This is a genomic window from Paenibacillus sp. CB74, from assembly GCF_055687625.1.
Genome location: NZ_CM146009.1, coordinates 3,726,118 through 3,746,855 on the forward strand (window position 1 = coordinate 3,726,118; position 20,738 = coordinate 3,746,855).

Consider the following 20,738-nt stretch of genomic DNA (forward strand, 5'->3'; position numbering starts at 1 on the left):
AAGTCCTGCTTACATGGGAAAGCTCTCGGCCGGACATCATATATGCCAGAGGGCTTTCATTCACCCAATGTATGAAAATGGGAACTTTACCAGGCTACAATTGCCTATGACTATCTTTTAACCAAAAAATTCAGCTTCAATTCAGCTCATTTTCTATTGTAGGAAAAGCATTGTCAAATGTAAAGCTGCCTTATAAGCCAGAATAAGGAGAATGACGGAGTATTTGGACGAAAAACTTTGTACAGTTTTTACTGTACAAACATTATGTACTGTTTATTCGGTTGATATACTGGTTAAGTATTGTTAGTATTAAACTCGTTACCCAGAAAGACGGGAAGCGAAGCAACAACTACCGGATTTCGTGGCTGGGCGCATAAGTGTATGGGCTTATGGATGCTGAAAGCCGTTCGAAGTGCACAACACATCAGAAGGGGTGAAAACATGACCATACTTGAAGTGAAAAACGTAAGTAAATTGTTTGGGCCCCAAACCGAGCAAGGTCTGCAATTACTGGAGCAAGGTTGGGGTAAAGAAAAGTTGGCCAAAGAAAAACAGATAACGGTTGGTGTCAACCGGGTCAACATGGATATTAAGGAAGGCGAGATTTTCGTTATTATGGGGCTGTCCGGGAGTGGTAAATCCACACTGGTTCGGATGTTCAATCGTCTGATTGAACCAACCTCCGGAGAAATTCTGGTCCATGGTAAGGATCTACGCAAGATGAACAAAGAACAATTGCGCGAAGTGCGCCGGAAAACGATTAGCATGGTCTTCCAGAAGTTTGCGTTATTCCCGCACCGTACCGTTCTTGATAATGTGGAGTATGGATTGGAAATACAAAAAGTAGATAAGGAAGTTCGCCGGGAGAAGGCAAAAACCTCACTTGAGCTGGTTGGCCTGAAAGGCTGGGAAGACAAAATGCCAGATGAACTCAGTGGCGGGATGCAGCAACGTGTCGGCTTGGCGCGTGCACTTGCCAATGACCCGGAAGTACTACTGATGGATGAAGCCTTCAGTGCACTTGATCCATTGATTCGTCGTGATATGCAAGATGAGTTGATCGAGCTTCAGGATAAAATGAAAAAGACCATTATTTTCATTACCCATGACTTGGACGAAGCGCTGCGCATCGGCGATCGTATTGCCCTCATGAAAGACGGCGCAGTTGTGCAGATTGGTACACCGGAAGAGATTATGATTCAACCGGCCAACTCATACGTGGCCCGCTTCGTCGAAGACGTGGATCTGTCCAAGGTCCTTACAGCATCCCACGTAATGCGTCGCCCTGAAACGATTACACTTGATCGTGGTCCTCGTGTTGCCCTCGAATTAATGCGCGAACGCGGAATTTCCAACCTGTTTGTCATTGACCGTTCGAAAAAACTGCTTGGTGTCATCACAGCTGAAGATGCTACCCGTGCGATGCGCGAAAATAAAGTATTAAACGACATTCTGATCACAGACGGGCCTACTGTTGCGCCTGAGACCCTGATTCATGAATTATTCGAAATGGTAAGTTCAGCCCATGTGCCTCTCGCTGTTGTTGGTGAGAATGGCCGTCTGCAAGGTGTTATCGTCCGCGGTGCCCTGCTGGGTGCACTTAGCGGTGAAGTTGCAGTAAAGGAGGAACTTGTGAATGATTCCCAAAATACCACTAGCATCGTGGATTGAATCCATCGTTGACTGGATGAGCTCCTCGCTCTCCGGATTGTTTAATGTAATCTCTGTTGTTATTCAGGCAGTAGTCGGATTCTTCTCCGGGCTGTTCATGTTGCCCCATCCGCTTCTGTTCATTGCAATACTGGGTGTTCTAGCGTTCCTCGTAGGTCGCCTCCCATTGACACTATTTACGGTGATTGGATTCTTGCTGGTAGATAACCTTGGTTACTGGTCCCAATCCATGGACACACTCGGCCTGGTTATCACTTCAGGATTAATCTCCATTCTGATTGGTGTTCCGGTCGGAATCTGGCTGGCATATAGCAAAACTGCAGCACGCATAATCACACCGCTGCTTGATTTCATGCAGACAATGCCTGCATTTGTCTACTTGCTGCCTGCGGTTACATTCTTTAGCCTTGGTGTCGTACCAGGTGTTATCGCATCCGTTATTTTTGCGATTCCACCAACAATTCGTCTGACTCATCTGGGTATCAGACAAGTATCTGGCGAATTGGTTGAAGCAGCCGATGCATTCGGCTCGACCTCCATGCAGAAGTTGTTCAAAGTACAGCTTCCACTCGCTTTGCCTACCGTGATGTCCGGTATTAACCAGACGATCATGTTGTCATTGTCCATGGTTGTTATTGCATCCATGATCGGTGCACAAGGTATTGGTGCGGAAGTCTATCGTGCGGTAACACAGCTGCAAATCGGTAAAGGTTTTGAAGCCGGCCTTGCCGTTGTTGTACTCGCGATTGTATTGGACCGTTTTACACAAAATCTGTTTATGCCAGGTCGCAAAAAGACCTCACGCGTTACAGCAAAGCAAAAAGCATGGATCACGGCTGCGGCAACATTCCTTGTGCTTGTCGCTGGTTTCTCACAATACTTCGTTGGTGGCACAACTTCCGCTGGTGGCAACAATTCAGCAGCCAACGCTGTAGGTAAAGAAGTTAATTATCAGATTATTGGTATCGATCCAGGGGCGGGTATCATGAAGTCCGCTGCAAAAGCGATTGAAGACTACAAGCTGACTGACTGGACTCTGATTGAAGGCTCTGGTGCAGCCATGACAGCCACGCTGGACAAAGCAATCAAAAATGAAGAACCTATCATCATTACAGGTTGGACTCCGCACTGGATGTTCAACAAATATGACCTGAAATATTTGGAAGATCCAGAGAAATCTTTTGGTGATGCGGAGGAGATTCATACCATCGCCCGTAAAGGTTTGAAAGAAGATCACCCTGTTGCGTATGAATTCCTGTCCCGATTTAAGTGGACATCTGATGAAATGGGTGAAATGATGACTGCCATTCAGGAAGGTACCTCTCCTGAAGAAGCAGCTAAAGCATATGCCGAGAAGCATGCTGATCAAGTTGCTGAGTGGACCAAAGGTCTGACTCCCGTGAACGGTGATGCATTTAAACTAAGCTATGTGGCTTGGGATTCCGAAATCGCAAGTACGAACTTGCTGAAATATGTGATGGAAAACGAACTTGGTTACAAAGTTAACGCTCTGCAAGTAGAAGCTGGGCCAATGTGGACAGGTGTTGCCTCAGGCGATGTAGATGCCTCTCCAGCAGCTTGGTTGCCATTGACACACGCTGACTACTGGGAACGTTACAAAGATCAGGTCGACGATCTGGGTGCCAACATGACGGGTGTACGTACAGGCCTCGTGGTTCCTAGTTACATGACTGAAGTAAATTCCATTGCGGACCTGGAGACAGGTGCCTCTGCCTCGACACCAACGGCTAATGCCAATGTAGGCGAAGAGGTAAATCATCAAATTATCGGTATCGATCCGGGTGCCGGAATTATGAGATCTACAGCAAGTGCCATTGAGAAATACGGTTTGTCTGACTGGAAACTGGTTGAAGGTTCAGGAGCCGCAATGACAGCTACGCTGGATAAAGCAGTTAAAAATAAGGAACCGGTCATCGTTACCGGTTGGACACCGCATTGGATGTTCAACGCATATGACCTGAAATATCTGGAGGATCCAGAAGGCGTCTACGGTGAAGCCGAACAGATTCATACCATTGCCCGTAAAGGGTTAAAGGAAGACAAACCTGTCGCTTATGAATTCCTTGATCGCTTCTCTTGGACAACTGAAGAGATGGGTGAGATGATGATCGCTATTCAAAATGGAGAAGATGCTCAGCAAGCTGCTGCCGCTTATGCAGAAAAGCATAGTGACCAAGTGGCTGAGTGGACCAAAGGTCTAACCCCAGTGAATGGTGACCCCATCAAACTAAGTTATGTAGCCTGGGACTCCGAAATCGCAAGTACCAACTTGCTGGAGTATGTTCTGAAGGAAAAACTCGGTTACAACGTAACCTCCCTTCAAGTTGAAATTGGTCCAATGTGGACTGGCATCGCCAACGGTGATGTAGATGCTACACCAGCCGCATGGTTACCACTTACTTCATCCGATTATTACAACAAGTATAAGGATCAGATCGATGATCTGGGTCCGAATATGGACGGTGCCAAAACAGGTCTGGTTGTACCAGCCTATATGGACATCAACTCCATTGCAGATTTAAAAGATAATTAAACCAGTTTGAGATGGATAAACCTGTATTTGGCAAAAAGACCACCGAAATTTTTCGGTGGTCTTTTTGATTGTAACTTTTACTTGGAAATGTCTTCAAACCTAATGAAGCCTGATTGTACCCGAGCATATTAGCAGGAGCACGCTAACGAATCGGAGACGCCTTATTCGAGGATATGAAGTGATTCCAGTAATCTAAAGAACCTGAGACACGCTATATCAGAATAAAACAGTCGTTTGCAGTGTTTTTGTCAGGGATTCCAGTAAATAAAGTGTCTGATGTTCCTTACATTTTAAAAAGAAGAGCTGAGGGCGAAATAAGACGTCCTGAGTTCCTTAGAAAATTGTCTCCCTTTCCCCAAGGGATAAGGCTTTGGCTTCAAGACATTTTAAAATGCTAATTGCCACACCCTGACTAATCTCGAAAACTTCAAGCAAAAAGCTAGACGTACTAATCGTTACCTTCTACATTAAAGGCTGTAAAACTGAATTATGTACTCAGGCTCTACAATTTTTTTCTTTTCTCTCTATACTTTTCTATTCCTCTCTATTCCTACACCTGACCAATCAGTAACAGCAGTACTCCAATGACAATCAGGACAACACCGAGAATACCATATACCACTCTTGCGCCCTGCCTTCCAATCGTCTTCACAAAGATCCCTGCTCGAAAGCTCTTCATAAACCAGTCCCAGTTGTTAATTCCTCCGAGCAAACTGAATACCCCTGCGGCAATAGCCAATAGTGCGATTAATACCGGTTGATCTTGCATTACGTCAACACTCCTTCCATATAATCCTGTCTACTATACCTTCCTCTGGTAAAATTGAACAGTCATTAATTAGTAAAAAAACAGCTTGCAGATGAAGGTCTGCAAGCTGTTTTCATTAGCGTAAAGGAGTTTAGCGTTTAAGGTTAAAATTGGTTTTGGCTTCCTTTTCATAGGAAAATTGAATAGTCTTTATTATTTCGCCTGCAACTCACTTGCCGACAATAACAAGGTCACCACTTCCGCACGTGTTGCTTCGGCGAGTGGGTTAAATCTATTTTGCCCTGTTCCCTTCACCAATCCTGCATCATATGCCGCAGCGATATACGGAACAGCCCATGCAGGTACTCTATCTGCGTCCGCGAAACTCAGTGTCTGATTGGACTGTACTGGAAGACCGAGTGCTCTGACGAGCATAACCGTCATCTCTACACGAGATACTTTGCCCGATGAACGGAAGGTATCATCCGTATACCCGCTAATGATGCCTTGTTCCACTGCCTGAGCAATAAAGGATTGCGCCCACGCAGGTATGCCAGCAGCATCCTTAAACGTCAAAGCTTTATTGCTGGTTGGAAGTTCAAATGCTCTTGCCAGCATAACAATGAATTCGGCGCGTGTTGCTGGTGCATTCGGACGGAAATTACCATCCTGATACCCGTTCACAATTCCCCGGGAAATGGCCTGCTCAATGGCAGCTGCTGCCCAGTGATTACCGATATCTTTCAGGTCTACAACCGGAGTGGTTGGATTCGTACCTCCTCCGTTACCAGGAACGGTTGGTGTAGTTGGATTTGTAGGGTTGGTTGGCGTAGTCGGTGTGGTTGGAGTTACCGGCTGAGTAGGTGTTGTAGACCCTCCACCACTGTTACCACTGCCCGGATTACTTCCATTATTGCCGCCACCATTACCAGGGTTGCTTCCATTTCCGTCACCAGGAAGTGGTGTGCCTTTCAGATCCGTACTGCGTCCTTCCGTCACTTGATTAACTGTACCTACACGGTCCAGATGTTCATGGAAGATTTCATAATCGACCAAATTCAATTCGTAGAATCGACTATCATCTTTCGCCGTTCTCATCGCACGATAGAAGTCTCCACCGTTAGCCATGAATGAATTGGTAGCAACGATATAATACCTGTTCGGATCAATATCCGAGTACGTCCCATCTGCATTTTTAATCTGAACTTTGACCATACGTTGCCCGACTTGGGTCACGGTGTTGGTTGTGGCATCAATTTTTTCGCCTGGTTTCGTGGAATCGTAGTAGAACCGCATGCCTGCCACTTGCGGGAAGCGCCCTTCTCCCGTTTCCACACCACTAACCCCATTTTCTAACGCGGCTGTGATTTCCTTACCTGTCATTTTCAACGCAGACAGATTATTCCCGAATGGCATCACAGTCAAGAGATTACCCAGCGTAATATCACCTGTCTGGAATGAAGCTCGAATGCCGCCGCCGTTCTGGATCGCGACGTATCCTTTGACATCATTCTCCTGCACAATGGATTTCACTTTCTCCAGCATACCGTCGGTCATCAGGTTTCCTAAATTGGTTTCCTGTTTCCGTACAGTACCACGTTCTCCATCCAGGAAGACATTTGTTTTACCAATAACGGTTTTCTTAAATTGATCCAACTGAGGAGCATATTCTTTCAGCTTGTTGGCGGCTTCCACATCATCAGCATAGACGAATTGACCGTTAGCATCTTTCGCATCCAGACTCAGCAATTTGCCGTTCCACTTTTTCAATATACCTGCTTCATCAAACGTAACATCCAATTGACCAAGAGACACGTCATATTCACCAGTTTGCACAACCAAAGTTGGGTCCGCATGGGTATCCACCACAACGGGTGCGTTCAGAATGGTGTGTGAATGCCCACCTACCACAATGTCGATTCCTTCTACGGCTTCAGCCAATTTGAGATCCTCTGAGTAGCCTAAGTGAGTCAAAGCAATGATTTTATTGATACCTTCATTTTGCAGCATCTGTACAGTTGCTTGTGCACTTGCTTTATAATCTACAAACTTCAAGTCATCTCCCGGTGAAGAAAGAGATACTGTGTCCGGTGTCGTCAGTCCGAAAATTCCGACTCGCTCACCATTCACTTCCGTAATAATTGCCGGATAAATCTCGGATTTTTCACCCGGATTCCCGATGTTATTGTTGTACAAACCACTCAAATTCGCCTCTTTTGAATAGTCAATATTGGCGCTCACAAATGGGAAATCTGCTTTTTCGATAAATGCTTTCAGTACGCTCGGACCTTTATCAAACTCATGATTGCCGAAGGTCATCGCATCGTATCCGATCATGTTCATGAACTCCAGATCAGCCAGACCGTTAAACAGATTGAAGTACAATGTGCCTGAGAAAACGTCCCCTGCATCCAACACCAACGTGTTATCATTGCGTGCTTCCTTGATTGCCGTTACTCGGCGCGGGATATTATCCAGATGCGCATGGGTATCGTTCGTGTGCAGTACGCGCAGGTTGAAGTCCCCTTCTTCCACCGGCTCTCCAATACTTAATTGTGCGAGTAGTGGATCATGGTCACTCACCCGTCCATCCGCTGTCTCAAAATCGGCATTCACATGCACCACTTCGATGGCTGCCGTCTCAGTCAGATTTTTGCTCACCAGGATGTGATCCAGTGTCTGAGAGTTGCCGTCGTAGATGTAGGAGTACCGCTGGTTTTCTGGCAGTTCGTTTACTAAATTGTCCAGTTCATTACCCTCAACAATGTTCAAGGTATTTGAGAATTGGAAGTCATTGAAATCACCGAGAACAGCAACATTTACCTCTGGGTCTTTATTTAGTAAGTCTTTCACAAAGCCATTCACCAGCGCAGCTTGCTTCGCACGTTGAACTTCACTGCTTCGAGTGGCAGGCTGTATGCTTCCAAACGGTTTCAGGTCTCCGCCTTTGGAATTGAAGTGGTTGGCAATCACCACTACACGTTCACCATTGAATTCGAATTCAGCGACAAGTGGTTTGCGGGAGCTGGCGAACGCCTCATCCCCTGATGCAATACGACCCGGGTTATTGGAGAGACTGCCGTCAGCGCCTACCTGAATTGCTGTTGTCGCATTACCTTTAATTCCTTCTTTCAAGGACACTCGTGATTCCTTATATAGGAACCCAACTCGAATGTTGGCACCTGGTGCTCCGCCATCCTTGTTATTTTCCGGAGCGATATCTGTGTATTTATACGTGGGACCACCTTTGGCAGCAATTGCATCAATTAAAGTCTGGAAGCTCGCATCCGCAGCAGTGTTTCCACTGTCGGTTGCTCCATCATTATCTTGTACTTCCATAATGCCAATAATATCTGGATTTTTCAGATTATTTACAACAATACCGCCAATTTTAACCGCTCTAGCCGCATCCTTTTGACTGAAATTCTCTACATTGAACGTTGCAATCGTTAATTTGTCATCCGTAGGTTGAATATTGGTTATGGCTTGTGCAAGAGAACTTGGTGTGATTGCCGGAAGATTACCCTCAGGAATCACTTTAAAGTTCCCATTGGAGTATGTCATAACCCCTTTCACAGAGCCATCCATCTTGTCTCCCGTTTTGACCGCTTGGGATGGTTTTTTATTGATGAACAGTCGTTGCGGATTAAGTGAACTCTCAAACGGCTCTACACCATCTCCTGTCAGAATGACGCCTCCTGCAGGTGTTCGTAACGGATTGTTCGGACCATTATCGATTACGACTGCCAGCCCTGGCTCACTTGAATACGGACCGACAATCGTGGCTTGATCGAGTTGCACCCTCATGCCTTCCAAGCTCTCGTAAAAGTCGATTGCATCCACATCCGGATTAAACTCACCGAACTGATCCGAATCAATGACGTTAGGGATCATTCGTCCGTCCTTCCCAAGGATCACAGGTTCAGGCAGTGTCTGATTTTCACCCTCAACCGTAATCGCTGTAGCCACTATTTCTGTTGTCGCCAGCTCGGTCGTTGCTGTCGCATATTCCTTCACTTGACCGGATACGCTGACTTTGTTGCCTACCGCCATGCCATGAGTGGATTTATAAATAAGGATACCCTCAGATGTTTTTATATCGTCATCTTCCATGCCAGGGATCTCCTGCATATAGAACGAACTTGCATTGACAATATGAGTCACGATACCTTCAACATTCTGGACAGCCAGACCATCATACAGGGAGTTATGAGATGCGCCTTGTATATCGTGAATTCTCAGGTTGTCCAGTTCCTGAAGAACGGTGTACGTAAAGCTATATACATGACTTGTATTGCCGCCTGATACGGCGATCGCTTTAACCACGGTATCTTCGTCTACTGTAATCGGGCCACTATAAAGCGTAGATGTTTGGGTTGGTTCTGTTCCATCAACCGAATAATAAATTTCCGCTCCTGCTGTTGGTGAGGATAAGGTCACGGTTGATCCTTTGACAATACCACCTGACGGAACACTAGCTGTAACAGAAAGCAGATTTTCGACAACATCCGTTGCTGTACGCGGGATTAGTTCCAGTCCATAGCTTGTGTGATAAGTCATGACGCCTGTCACTTTTTCATAGGTTTTGCCCGTTGTTAGTGCAGTGGGGCTATTTTTGGCATAGATCGTGATCTCACCACCATCGACATCTGTCGCAAAAAAGGTGGGACTATTGCTGCTTGTCACTGTAATCCCGTGAACTTCGACAAGCATTCCTTCATAGATGCCGCCCGCCCCCTTACCTCCGCCTACAGCAGATGTAAAATCCCTGGAAGTCAATGCAAGCGGTTCAGGAATTTCTTGTGCTTTGTCTAAAATCTTGATATATCCGCCTGGAAATCCTGCTTTATCCTTCTCGATCTGGAGCAGACCGTTATAAATGGTGAGCGGACCATATGCTTCTATCCGGTCACCGGGCTCCACGGTTGAATCCGTACCCCGAATGACAATACCGGCATTCTCATCCTGAATGTATAGATTCGCCATCCCTCCGGATTCCTCTCGGTAGGTGACAATCCCCTGAACGGTAACCGAAGCGTTTTCCGGTTTGTTTCTGGCATCAGAGATTGAGATCGGCGTATTGTCCACGATGGTGTAATTAAATAAAGCAATTGCACTATCCAGCAAGCCTTCTTTATGTGCATAAGCTTCAATGTGTATGGCATCATTTACCGTAATGGGAACTGTGTAAGGAAGAAACGCATTTTCATCATTTAACTTGTAATATACGGCAGCACCGACTGTAGTTGTTCCTAAAGTCACCTGTGTTCCTGCCGGAACTTCCCCTGAAGATGGGTTAGCTGTAACATTGGCTACTTCCGTTTCCGGTGTGTCATCCATGAGTTGAAAGGTTGTTGATGTAATGGAGCGTATACCTTTAGAAGTGAAATATTGAGATAACGTACCGTTGTTAATACGCACTTTGGATTGATACAAGGAGGGATTGCTTAGCAGTCCGAACGTGCTGCGAGGAGCAGATGTGGGTACTTGAACAGGCATCATTTTGCTAATATCTTTTTCGGTTGGACTATCCGCAATAGCAAAATTGGTGTCCACAGTAAAGGGTGGATTCGAATTTACACTTGGACCGTTGCTGTAGGTCCCTACAACATAACCTTCAACTGTAGCGGTTGAATCATCTGAACCAAGAGCGAGCGCTTGTGTAACCGTTAATGGCTCGTCAGCTGCGGCGGCTTTGCTGTTGAATAAGCCAGCAGGTATAGCTCCGGTAATCAACAGCACCACAGCTAAGAATAATCGAAGCCAACTCTTTATTTGCTTACTTTGCATCTTTCTCCTACCCCCATGTTATGAATTTTCAATCATTTGTTCAGACAGCTTGTACATTAGTTCAAATATAAGATAACTGAATAAGCGACCTGTGTAAACAATATTTCTTCGTTATGAAAGAAAATAGAACATGTACATTACAGAAATATATTAAATCTTATAATATCCTTTCGAATAGGACTAAATTTCGGCACTAATTGTGACTTTTTGAACCTTATATCTCTCATGCCTGTGCACAAAAAACTAATTTGCGTAAGTTAAACTAACACGAAGGATATAAACTTTATCTTCTTTCGACATTTTGTGATAACACATACGACTCCATACATCATGAAAAATCCAACTTAAGTCTCACAGGTTAAAATTCATAAAATCATAAAGACACGACGATCAGGAATGATCGCCGCATCTTTATTTTGAGTTAACCTACAGTTATTTCTTCACCGTACTGTTATACTGCGCAATTTTGTCTGTAATTTGTTTGGCTGCTGCATCCAATGCTTCTTGTGGTGTACCTTGTCCATTCAGGACGGTTTCAATCGCTCCTTCGACAAGTTGTCGAGCTTCCGGGAATACGCCCATCAAAGCCCCGGATGTTGCTGTCGAATCTGCTGAAGCGTGTAATTGGTCGACAGCTGTCTGGAATTGCGGGTACTTCGCCATATTATCCTTTAATACTTGCTCATTGTAGGCTGCTGTCGTAATAGGGAAGTATCCTGTCGCCACACTCCAGTTCGCTTGCACCTCTGGTGTAGCCAAGTACTTGGTGAATTCCCATGCCGCTTGCTGTTGTGCTTCCGATTTATTGTTCATGATGTACAAGCTTGCTCCACCTACCACAACGCCGCCTTCTTTGGCATCTGCCGGACGAGGCAGGAAGCCTGTTCCCAGTTCAAACTTGCCACCTGAACCTTCTACGATTTTACGCAGGCCCGCCGTGGAATCCAGAGTCATACCAATCTGCTGAGCGGTAAATGCTGCTGTTGTATCGTCTGTGCTACGTCCCAGATTGGAGAGGGTTTTCTCGTCGATCATCTTTTTCCACCATGTTAATGTCTTCACTCCTGCTTCGGAATTCAGCAAAGACTCTGTAGCTGCTTCGGTTCTTCCGTTACCATTGTTTACATAATCTGCATTCTGGTTTGCAAAGAATTGTTCCATAAACCAGCCGTAGATCGCCATGGACGCACCTGGCTTACCGTCTTTCGCCAATGCTTTTGCTGCTTGCTCAAACTCTTCATACGTCTTCGGCGGGTTCTCCGGGTCCAGACCTGCTGCTTTGAACATATCCTTGTTGTAGTACAGGATCGGGTTGGATGTGTTAAACGGCATGGCGTTCAATTTACCATCGATCGTGTAATATCGGATGATGTTCGGTTCCAATTGGGACAGGTCGAACTGATCCTTGTCGATGAACTGTTGTACTGGCGTAATCATGCCCGAATCAATCATGAACTTGCTGCCGATCTCGTAGACCTGGATAATGTCAGGACCGCTGTCTGAGCCCATGGATGCTTTGAGTTTGTTCAGACTCTCATCGTACTTCCCTTGATAGATGGGCTTCACCTGAATGTCCGGATGACTGGCGTTAAAATCAGAGGCGAGCTGATTAATGGCTTTCTCCCCTGCGCCAGACATGGAGTGCCACCACGTCAGTTGTGTTGTTTCGGCGGCAGCCGCTTCTGCTTGAGCTCCACTCGCCGGGCTACTTGTTTCCGCTTTTGTTCCGCAAGCTGAGATAACCAACATGAGTGCTGCCAGCATTAATGCAAATGTTCCTCTTTTTTTCAACCGAAATCGCTCTCCTTTTATATGGCTCGCGCAATCATAAGTGCATAGGTGCTGCAAGATGGCCGTTCCGGATATGAATCGTTCTTTTGATCGCTGTTATCCCCGGATTTTTTTCATTCCCCCTCTCAAAGGGGAAAATCCGGTGATAAAGGCGAACGCTTCGCTTCTTCAGAATCGATTCTTCTCCTTCACTACTTTTGCAGCTCTTCAAGAGACTTATTGAAAATGCGAGCCTCATTTATTCGCTCCTGGTATCCAACCCTTAAGACCTTGTACGAAGATACAAGGTTTAAATCAAAATCTTTAATACGGAACCTTTAGATTAAAAACTTAAGATCAAAACCTTCAGATATTCCATTCACTTGAATACTTGTGAAATACTATCTCCTTACCCCTTCAACGCGCCTGCGGCCATTCCGCGGACAAGCTGTTTCAACCCGAAGATCAGGAGTAGTAAGGATGGCAGAATCACCATTGCGGTTCCGGCAAATACCAGATTCCACGCTGTGGATTCCTGGAACTCCAGCATCGAGATCCCGATCTGTGCGGTTCTCATCTCCGGTGTATTGGTCACCAGCAGCGGCCAGAGATATGAATTGTACATGCTTAAGAATGAATAGATTGCCAGTGTTCCAAGTGCCGGTCGGGACAAAGGCAGAACATGCGATATGAAATAACGAATATGACCACAACCGTCGATCCTAGCTGCCTCAAACAACTCCTTGGGCAGCTGCATGAAGAACTGTCTGAGCAGGAATGTACCAAACGCTGTCGCCAGAAATGGCACCGTAAGCCCCTGGTAACTATCCAGCCAGCCCCAGCTGCGAACCGTGAGGTAATTCGGGATCATCGTCACTTCCCATGGAATCATCATCGTAGCGACAAACATGCTGAAGATAACGTTTTTTCCTTTGAACTGCATTTTCGCAAAAGCATAGGCTGCCATACTCGCTGTAATCAATTGACCAAGTGTCGTCAGTCCTGCGACAAGGAAGGTATTGCCGATAAATCGACCGATCGGAACAATATCGAATACTTCGCTAAAGTTGGACAAATCGATAGAATTTGGAATAATATGCGGCGGATAAGCGCTCGCATCTTCTGGCGTCATGACAGCCATGAAAAAGGTATACATCACCGGATATAGCACCAGTGCTGCACAAATGGTCAGTGCTCCGTACAACAGCGTTTTTGTCCATCTCGCACTCATTGGTAATGCACTTTCCTTTCTACCCATTTGAACTGGATCAGGGTCAGCAGCATAATCACCACGAACAGGATCAGTGCCTGTGCACTACCTGTACCAAAGCGGAAATTAACGAAGGCTTCCTGATAGATGGAATAGACAAACACATTCGTACTGTCCATCGGGCCACCCCGGGTTAGAATGTTGATCTGACCGAACGATTGAAAAGCGCCAATGATCGATACGACCGTAACAAAAAATAACGTTGGTGACAGTAGCGGCATCGAGATTTTACGAAACGTAAGCATTGCTCCTGCACCATCAATCTTGGCGCTCTCGTAGATCTCATCCGGTATGCCTGCCAAACCACTGGATAGAATAATGTAGTTAAATCCGAGGTTCATCCAGATGGTCATGATGGAGATCGAAATCAGTGCCCAGTCCGGGCTGGTAAGCCAGGGGATTGGGTCAATGCCTACTTTGCCAAGCAGATAATTCAGCATGCCCAGGGTCGGATGGAATAGAAACTTCCAGATGACCGCTGACGAACCGACGGATAATACCACGGGCAGAGAGAACACAAATTGGAATACACGCATACCCTTGAAACGGTTGTGAGTCAGTGCAGCCAGAATCAGAGCGGCCAACATACCCGTAGGTACTGTAAACAGGACAAATAGTAATGTCACTTTCATGCCTTGCATAAACAGCCCCGATTGGAACACCGCCTTGAAGTTATCCATTCCCACGTAAGCTGCAATCTGCCCCGTCGGATCTGTGGAATGCAGACTGAGGTACACGGACTTAAACATCGGGTAAAACAGAAACACTGCAAACAAAAGCAGCGATGGTGCCAGGAAACCATAGGCCAGCAGATTCTCCCGCATTCGCTGCACACGCAGCGAGGTTGCCCGGCGCTCACTCGTACCTGATACACGCCGTTTGGCCGCGGGCAAGCTGATCCGGTTATCAAGCTCACTCATCGGATTTTCTTCCTCCTTGTTTCACGCATTCAGTGTGTGTGAAAGGTTACAACCACTTCAGCACCACGTTATCTAGTGTAAGAGTCGAATGTCACAGCAAAATTCATTCTGAATCAACGTAACGTTAATCATGGACAAGGGACTTTACGCAATTGTGCATCCATTCGAAAGTGGTATCCAGACCGGATTACACGACAAAAAAACCGCAAGTACTCCCCTTTTTGGAGATATCCTTGCGGTTCGATGTGTAAATGGAATATGAACGTATACCTATTAAAGAAAGTGACTCATTTTACAATAATCTGTAATTCTTCCAAACGGGATGAAGCGATGAACTGTTCAAGTTAACGATTAAGATGATATGGCACCGTGGTGACAATCACGTCTTTGTAATTGATCAGATAGGCCCGGATCATGAAGTTGGTCTGGTTATGCAGTACATTTTGCCACCAGTGCTTGGTGATGAATTGCGGAATCAATACGGTGATGTGATCGGTCTCGGCCGTTTTCCACTCCACGGTATCAATGAATTTCTTCAGCGGCCCCATAATACTGCGGTATCTCGATTTGATCACGACCAGACGAACACCGGGATTCCACTCTTCCCACTTCTGCTCCATCTTGCGTATCGCCTCATCATCGAATCCAATGTACAGCGCGACCACGTGATCCGACATCGTCTGCGCATAACTGATCGTATTCATGACGACCCGGGTAATGCCAGCAACGGGAATGATGATGGTATTGCCTTTGTGGGCTGGTTTTTCCACCTGAATGTCAATTCGCAGCTCATCGGCAATGTTGCAATAGTGACGGTGAATACGCATGAACACATAGACAACAACCGGTAAAAAGATAAAAATGACCCATGTCTGCGTGAACTTGGTGAAAATAAAGATCAGGGTGATCGATAATGTAGTCAGCATACCGATCGTATTCACGAGCAGTTTCATCTGCCAGCCAGATGGTTTGACTTTGATCCAACGAATCATCATACCGAGTTGTGACAGGGTAAATGGAATGAACACTCCTACCGCATAGAGCGGAATCAGGCTTTCCGTATTTCCTTTGAACCCAACCACCAGTAAGGCAGACATCACACTAAGAAAAATGATTCCGTTCGAGAAACCAAGGCGGTCTCCTCTGACCATAAATGCATGTGGCATGAATTTATCCTTCGCCATCATGAAGGATAGTAGCGGAAAAGCCGAATATGCGGTGTTGGCAGCCAGGAACAGAATCAATGCTGTTACACCCTGAATGATAAAATACATCGTGCCCCTGCCAAACGTCGCTTCAGCAATCTGGGAAATGACCGTTGCTTTGGGATCAGGCTTCACTCCGTACCCATAAGCTAGTAAGGTGATACCGATGAACATGGCTCCTAATATACAACCCATAAGCAGTAATGTACCCGCGGCATTTTTCTCGGCTGGCTGCTTGAAGTTCGGGATCGCGTTACTTACCGCTTCCACGCCAGTCAACGCCGAACATCCGGAGCTGAATGCTTTCAATAACAGAAACATACTCACATGGGATAGACTTGTTCCGAATTCTGGTGCAGCTGCTTCCATGCCCCCGGCAAGAAATTTGATTCCACCCGAGATAATCAGAATTGCAATCGAAAAGATAAACAGATAGATGGGGATCGCCAGCACAGACGCCGACTCCGTCACTCCCCGCAGATTCATAATGGTTAGAAAAACAATCATAATGAGTGCAATCACAACACTGTAGTCATGCAGCATAGGAAAAGCCGATGTAATCGCATCCGTGCCTGCGGACGAACTTACCGCAACGGTCAAAATATAATCGACCAGCAGAGATCCTCCGGCAATCAGACTGGATGTTGTACCCAGGTTATCCTTGGCTACGATATAAGCGCCGCCCCCTGTTGGATAAGCAAATATCGTCTGGCGATAGGAAAAAATTAAAATGACGAGTAATCCCAGCACGGCGATGGAAATTGGAACAGAGTACCACAGGGCGGCGAATCCCGCCGCAACGAGCACCAGCAAAATCTGTTCCGTACCGTAGGCAACGGACGATAGGGCATCCGAGGACAGGATGGCGAGCGCCTTCCATTTCCCCAATTTTTCTCCATCCAGTTCAGCCGATTTCATTGGCTTGCCTATTAAGATTCTCTTCATTTTGCCAAGCATGATCATAACTTCCTTCCATCTCTCATCTGTGAAGCATTGTTATTATGCAAAATCGCAGAGCCATTGACAATACGTCATTTCACCCGAATTTCGCCAGCGCGTGATAATGCATTCTACGATTCAATAATCGATAACAAAGCCATTCTTGTTCAGCAATTTGAACTTTTTTGAACCAAAATGACGTTTGTTCGTCAAAAAAAAGGAAATGACCTTCGGTTCAATGAACCAAAGACCACTTCCTTGATCTATGCGTTGACTGTACAGCAATGTAATTTCCCTGCATCTGCCTTGCCCAGACCTGTGCAGCTTCCTTATTAAGCTTCTCTTTAGCTGTCCAAAATGCCGGGACGAGGGGTTACGCCAAACGCTTGCGCCAGGTTGATCAGCTGCTCATCCGTAATTCTCTGCCGGATCTCGTGACCAGCAACCAGCATATACACTTGGGCTGCCTTCTCAATCGTCTCAATCAGACCAAAAGCCTCGTCAATCGTTGTACCTGTTCCAAAGATGCCATGTTGCGGCCAGATGACCGCGTGGTATTCTTTCATTTTCTCCGCCGTTTCGCGGCCTATCTCGTTCAATCCAGGAATCATCCATGGAATAATGCCAATGCCATCCGGGAATACAACTACACACTCGGTGCACATCTGCCAGAGAGTCTTCGTAAATTTGGCCTCATCCAATTCGTGGATAAACGTCATGGCCAATACATGAGTGGCATGGTTATGCATGACAACCCGATGGTTCGGGTCCAATTTCAAACGTTCAATATGGCTCATAAAATGTGTAGGTAATTCACTGGTTGGATTCGCCCCCGACTTCAATCCCCAGAGCACTTCCAGCTCCTGTCCATCTTGCGATACACGCAGCAACCCTAGATTACTCTCCGGATCAGCGAGTACATTTTTGAAATATTTACCCGATGCTGTCACGATAAAATACTTGCCTGCCAGCTCCTGCACCGAAAATGCTGGTTTGATCTTGCGGATCACATGATGGATATCGATATATGGTGCTACTTCCTCTTCCTCCAGCAGATAGCTGACATTGCCTCCATTGCGCTCATCCCAGCCATTCTTCCACATATGTTGTGTAATCTCCGCCATCTCTCGAACAAATGGAATATCGAAACCTGCAGCCTGTGTGTTGACGTTGGTAAGGGTCACGTTCATGATCAATCTCTCCTTATATTAAAAATCATATGCTTGCCACGTACATAGTAAGTTCCTTTTTTCACATTCATTATACCTTTGTTTATCTTTGATAGTCAATAACAAACAAAGAAATAATCTTTTATTTATTTTTGTTTAGTTTTGTTTATTTGAAAATAAAACAAAAAAATACCCCACCGGCGCCCGGCGGGGTCAGTCACACATCTATTTAACACGAGAAGGGGTTTACAAGAGTTATCATACCTCCGCTACCTTAATAGAAGCTGAAAGCGAAATAAAAAAAGCATGAAAACATATATCCTCTCTTGAGACAGGGGTTCAGTATCTTCTTTACTTTCAGTACATATGTCTCTCAGTCCAAACTATTTTGTCTACTCTAGCATATGCTATTCTAGCTTTTCTCAGGAAAAGACATTCATAAAAAAGGAGATGAACCTATGGCAGTTCTTTCTACCGGCCCAATCGAGAATAACCTCTCTGGTGGCAGCAGGCCTACGCAACAAGTCACCATCAAAATGGTCAACACTGATTCCATTAATACATCCAATATACTCATTGAAGGTTATTCTCTAAATGGAACGCGGACATTGTATGTTCAACAATCGGTCAATCTGAATCCCGGACAAGTGTTCTCCCAAACCTATTACGCCAACCTGGATGGATACGAATATGTATTTACCACGGGTGGAGGTGCGGCTGCGCTAACCGAAATTTCAGTATGGGGCAAAAACAACACTGGGCAAATCGTTACCGCACACCGCATTGTTTCAAAAGAACTATCTCTATAAAAGGGGGAAAAAAAATGGCCACAATCTCATCTGGTCCCATTGAGAACAACCTGGTAGCCGGATCAAGACTCACCCAATCGGTTACTATCAAAATTGATAACGAAGATCCAGTCAACGCCTCAACTGTTCTGATCGAAGGATATGCGCTGAACGGAACGCGAACCTTGTATGTACTGGAATCCATCTCACTTGCTCCCAATGAAGTCTTCACCAAAAGTTATTTTGCAAACCTGGATGGCTTTGAGTTTGTTTTCACTACCAGCGGCTTGGCAGAAAGCTCAACCGACGTTTCCATGTGGGGTAAAAATAACACTGGACAATTGGTCGCTGCCCACCGACTGGTAACTTCTGAGTTACTTGGTGCTGAAGGCGGAACTCCCAACTTCGAGTGGGGACAGACGATCTACTGGGCTGATTCGAGTGCTCCAGGACCGGGCACCGGATCACCTTTTGATCCCTTTAATTCTCTCCAGGCTGCTATTGATGCAGCGACAAATAGTCCACTTGCGGTTACTTTTGGCATGAGAGCCCGTCTAATTATTCTCATTGCTGGCAATTCATCCTTCAATGAGGATATTGTCATTCCACCAGCAAGGCATGTGCAGCTTCTGGGTCTAGGTCCATGGCAACTGGGCAACTCTGATCTGGCCAACTTTGCTTCTTCCATCCCCCGCAACGTCACGATCCAAACGAGCCAGGCTGCAGAAGATGTCTATCTGGTTCAAGGACCTGCATTTGATGCTCGTCCTGTTACGGTCATAGGAACGTTTAATGACGGCACGTCCGTCAGCACACACACCAACTATACTGACGGGGCCATTATAAGCGGCGATGTCATTTTTCAGAACGTTGCTCCGGTTGACCCGTTCACAACCATTGAGTTTCAACTGCTCAATGCCAGAGTCGTGGGTAATATCGTACAATCCGGTCATATGGGCAATCTGAACACGTACCTGTATCACAGTCGCATCAACACCATGGTCCATACCGGTTTGAATATTCAACGTATGGTAGACAGTGTGTCAGACAGTACCATTAACGTTAGAGGATACTCTCACATTACCAATTCCACAATGAATGGCAATGTGACAGTTACACTCGCCTTGAGTGACGTCCCGCCAACAGGCATATTCAGCAGTCAATTTGGGACGATTACCTGGACAGGTCCTTTAACACTGGATACCGCCTCCAACTATTATTTTGTGAACAGCGGCTCTACACTTGTGGGAACCAAAACCGTATTATTCAGCATCGCCTAACAAACCATCCCTGTCCTCCATTGGTCAGGGGTTTCTTATTTTCGCAGCATATATGATGGATGCATATTTCCGGTGGGTTCATAGCGTTCATCACCTGTATACTCGAATCCCAGCTTGATCAAGATATGACGTGACACTTCATTATCCGGATGATGTCCGGCAAACAGTGCCTTCACGTTCTTTTCGTCAAACGCATAATCAATCACCGCCTGTGCAGCTTCCTGCGCATACCCTTTCCCCCAGTGATCCCGGGTTAGATGAAATCCCAGTTCATAGATATCCTCTTCTGGCGAATACGGACGCAGACCGCAGCAACCAACAAACACCTCCGACTCTTTCTCAAAGAAAGGCCAATACTGCACCCCCGCTTCCTGTTGCCTTTGAATCTCCTGTGTTAATCTCGCTTCTACTTCATCCTCACTCAATGATCCATTGCTGCTAATCCATTTGGCAACCTCATGATCACCCCAAAGCGCAAATGCCAGTGCACGATCCCCTTCGTTCCACGTCGCACACTCCAGCCGTTCGGTTTCAAATAAAATGGTTCTGTTCATTATCGACTAACCTCCTGTATGCCAACACAAGACTGTGTGCCGTCTATACCTTAAATTAATCGAATAACTGCCAAAGTAAA

The 20,738-nt window shown here is 45.9% G+C and carries 12 protein-coding genes; 4 read left to right on the top strand and 8 right to left on the bottom strand.

All coding sequences use genetic code 11. From position 1 onward, the window contains the following. Positions 1 to 441 precede the first annotated feature (441 nt). Together ACX9NY_RS16700 and ACX9NY_RS16705 are read left to right on the top strand one after the other, a co-directional pair. On the top strand, positions 442 to 1,671 hold the full coding sequence (locus ACX9NY_RS16700; protein ID WP_339240348.1) for a quaternary amine ABC transporter ATP-binding protein: 1,230 nt from the start codon (positions 442 to 444) through the stop codon (positions 1,669 to 1,671). Next, positions 1,637 to 4,225, top strand: a complete 2,589-nt coding sequence (locus ACX9NY_RS16705; protein WP_472473883.1) for a glycine betaine ABC transporter substrate-binding protein — start codon at positions 1,637 to 1,639, stop codon at positions 4,223 to 4,225. The genes ACX9NY_RS16700 and ACX9NY_RS16705 overlap by 35 nt, the downstream gene beginning before the upstream one ends. Positions 4,226 to 4,775: 550 nt before the next feature. Here the strand turns inward: ACX9NY_RS16705 and ACX9NY_RS16710 are convergent. The 7 genes from ACX9NY_RS16710 to rhaD all read right to left on the bottom strand — a co-directional run bounded on the left by ACX9NY_RS16710 (position 4,776) and on the right by rhaD (position 18,057). After that, the gene (locus ACX9NY_RS16710; protein WP_472473885.1) at positions 4,776 to 4,994 is read right to left on the bottom strand and encodes an immunity 17 family protein; all 219 of its coding nucleotides are present in this window, start codon (positions 4,992 to 4,994) and stop codon (positions 4,776 to 4,778) included. 192 nt (positions 4,995 to 5,186) lie between these two features. Beyond that, positions 5,187 to 10,763, bottom strand: coding sequence for an S-layer homology domain-containing protein (locus tag ACX9NY_RS16715; RefSeq protein WP_472473887.1), 5,577 nt, complete (start codon positions 10,761 to 10,763; stop codon positions 5,187 to 5,189). 432 nt (positions 10,764 to 11,195) lie between these two features. Next, positions 11,196 to 12,554 (bottom strand): ABC transporter substrate-binding protein, encoded by a 1,359-nt coding sequence (locus ACX9NY_RS16720; RefSeq protein ID WP_472473889.1) that lies wholly within the window; start codon positions 12,552 to 12,554, stop codon positions 11,196 to 11,198. Positions 12,555 to 12,942: 388 nt separating this feature from the next. Next, complete coding sequence (locus ACX9NY_RS16725) at positions 12,943 to 13,764, bottom strand: carbohydrate ABC transporter permease (protein ID WP_472473891.1); 822 nt, start codon at positions 13,762 to 13,764, stop codon at positions 12,943 to 12,945. Beyond that, complete coding sequence (locus ACX9NY_RS16730; RefSeq protein WP_339240340.1) at positions 13,761 to 14,723, bottom strand: carbohydrate ABC transporter permease; 963 nt, start codon at positions 14,721 to 14,723, stop codon at positions 13,761 to 13,763. The genes ACX9NY_RS16725 and ACX9NY_RS16730 overlap by 4 nt, the downstream gene beginning before the upstream one ends. 344 nt (positions 14,724 to 15,067) lie before the next feature. After that, positions 15,068 to 16,885, bottom strand: coding sequence for an APC family permease (locus ACX9NY_RS16735; protein WP_472473893.1), 1,818 nt, complete (start codon positions 16,883 to 16,885; stop codon positions 15,068 to 15,070). Positions 16,886 to 17,211: 326 nt separating this feature from the next. Continuing rightward, on the bottom strand, positions 17,212 to 18,057 hold the full coding sequence (gene rhaD, locus ACX9NY_RS16740; RefSeq protein WP_472473895.1) for a rhamnulose-1-phosphate aldolase: 846 nt from the start codon (positions 18,055 to 18,057) through the stop codon (positions 17,212 to 17,214). Positions 18,058 to 18,494: 437 nt separating this feature from the next. Here rhaD and ACX9NY_RS16745 point away from each other — a divergent pair, with 437 nt between their 5' ends. After that, a complete protein-coding gene (locus ACX9NY_RS16745; RefSeq protein ID WP_339240335.1) occupies positions 18,495 to 18,845 on the top strand; it encodes a hypothetical protein in 351 nt (116 codons plus the stop codon). A gap of 14 nt (positions 18,846 to 18,859) precedes the next feature. Continuing rightward, entirely contained in the window at positions 18,860 to 20,104 is a 1,245-nt protein-coding gene (locus tag ACX9NY_RS16750; protein ID WP_472473897.1) for a hypothetical protein, read from the top strand. Between the two features lie 35 nt (positions 20,105 to 20,139). Here the strand turns inward: ACX9NY_RS16750 and ACX9NY_RS16755 are convergent, their stop codons facing one another. Continuing rightward, a complete protein-coding gene (locus ACX9NY_RS16755; RefSeq protein ID WP_339240333.1) occupies positions 20,140 to 20,658 on the bottom strand; it encodes a GNAT family N-acetyltransferase in 519 nt (172 codons plus the stop codon). Positions 20,659 to 20,738: the final 80 nt, after the last annotated feature.

Bases quoted from the DNA above. Each gene is read 5' to 3' on its own strand.
- ACX9NY_RS16700 (WP_339240348.1), top strand. From the start codon at position 442: ATGACCATACTTGAAGTGAAAAACGTAAGTAAATTGTTTGGGCCCCAA.
- ACX9NY_RS16705 (WP_472473883.1), top strand. From the start codon at position 1,637: ATGATTCCCAAAATACCACTAGCATCGTGGATTGAATCCATCGTTGAC.
- ACX9NY_RS16710 (WP_472473885.1), bottom strand. From the start codon at position 4,994: ATGCAAGATCAACCGGTATTAATCGCACTATTGGCTATTGCCGCAGGG.
- ACX9NY_RS16715 (WP_472473887.1), bottom strand. From the start codon at position 10,763: ATGCAAAGTAAGCAAATAAAGAGTTGGCTTCGATTATTCTTAGCTGTG.
- ACX9NY_RS16725 (WP_472473891.1), bottom strand. From the start codon at position 13,764: ATGAGTGCGAGATGGACAAAAACGCTGTTGTACGGAGCACTGACCATT.
- ACX9NY_RS16730 (WP_339240340.1), bottom strand. From the start codon at position 14,723: ATGAGTGAGCTTGATAACCGGATCAGCTTGCCCGCGGCCAAACGGCGT.
- ACX9NY_RS16735 (WP_472473893.1), bottom strand. From the start codon at position 16,885: ATGCTTGGCAAAATGAAGAGAATCTTAATAGGCAAGCCAATGAAATCG.
- rhaD (WP_472473895.1), bottom strand. From the start codon at position 18,057: ATGAACGTGACCCTTACCAACGTCAACACACAGGCTGCAGGTTTCGAT.
- ACX9NY_RS16745 (WP_339240335.1), top strand. From the start codon at position 18,495: ATGGCAGTTCTTTCTACCGGCCCAATCGAGAATAACCTCTCTGGTGGC.
- ACX9NY_RS16750 (WP_472473897.1), top strand. From the start codon at position 18,860: ATGGCCACAATCTCATCTGGTCCCATTGAGAACAACCTGGTAGCCGGA.
- ACX9NY_RS16755 (WP_339240333.1), bottom strand. From the start codon at position 20,658: ATGAACAGAACCATTTTATTTGAAACCGAACGGCTGGAGTGTGCGACG.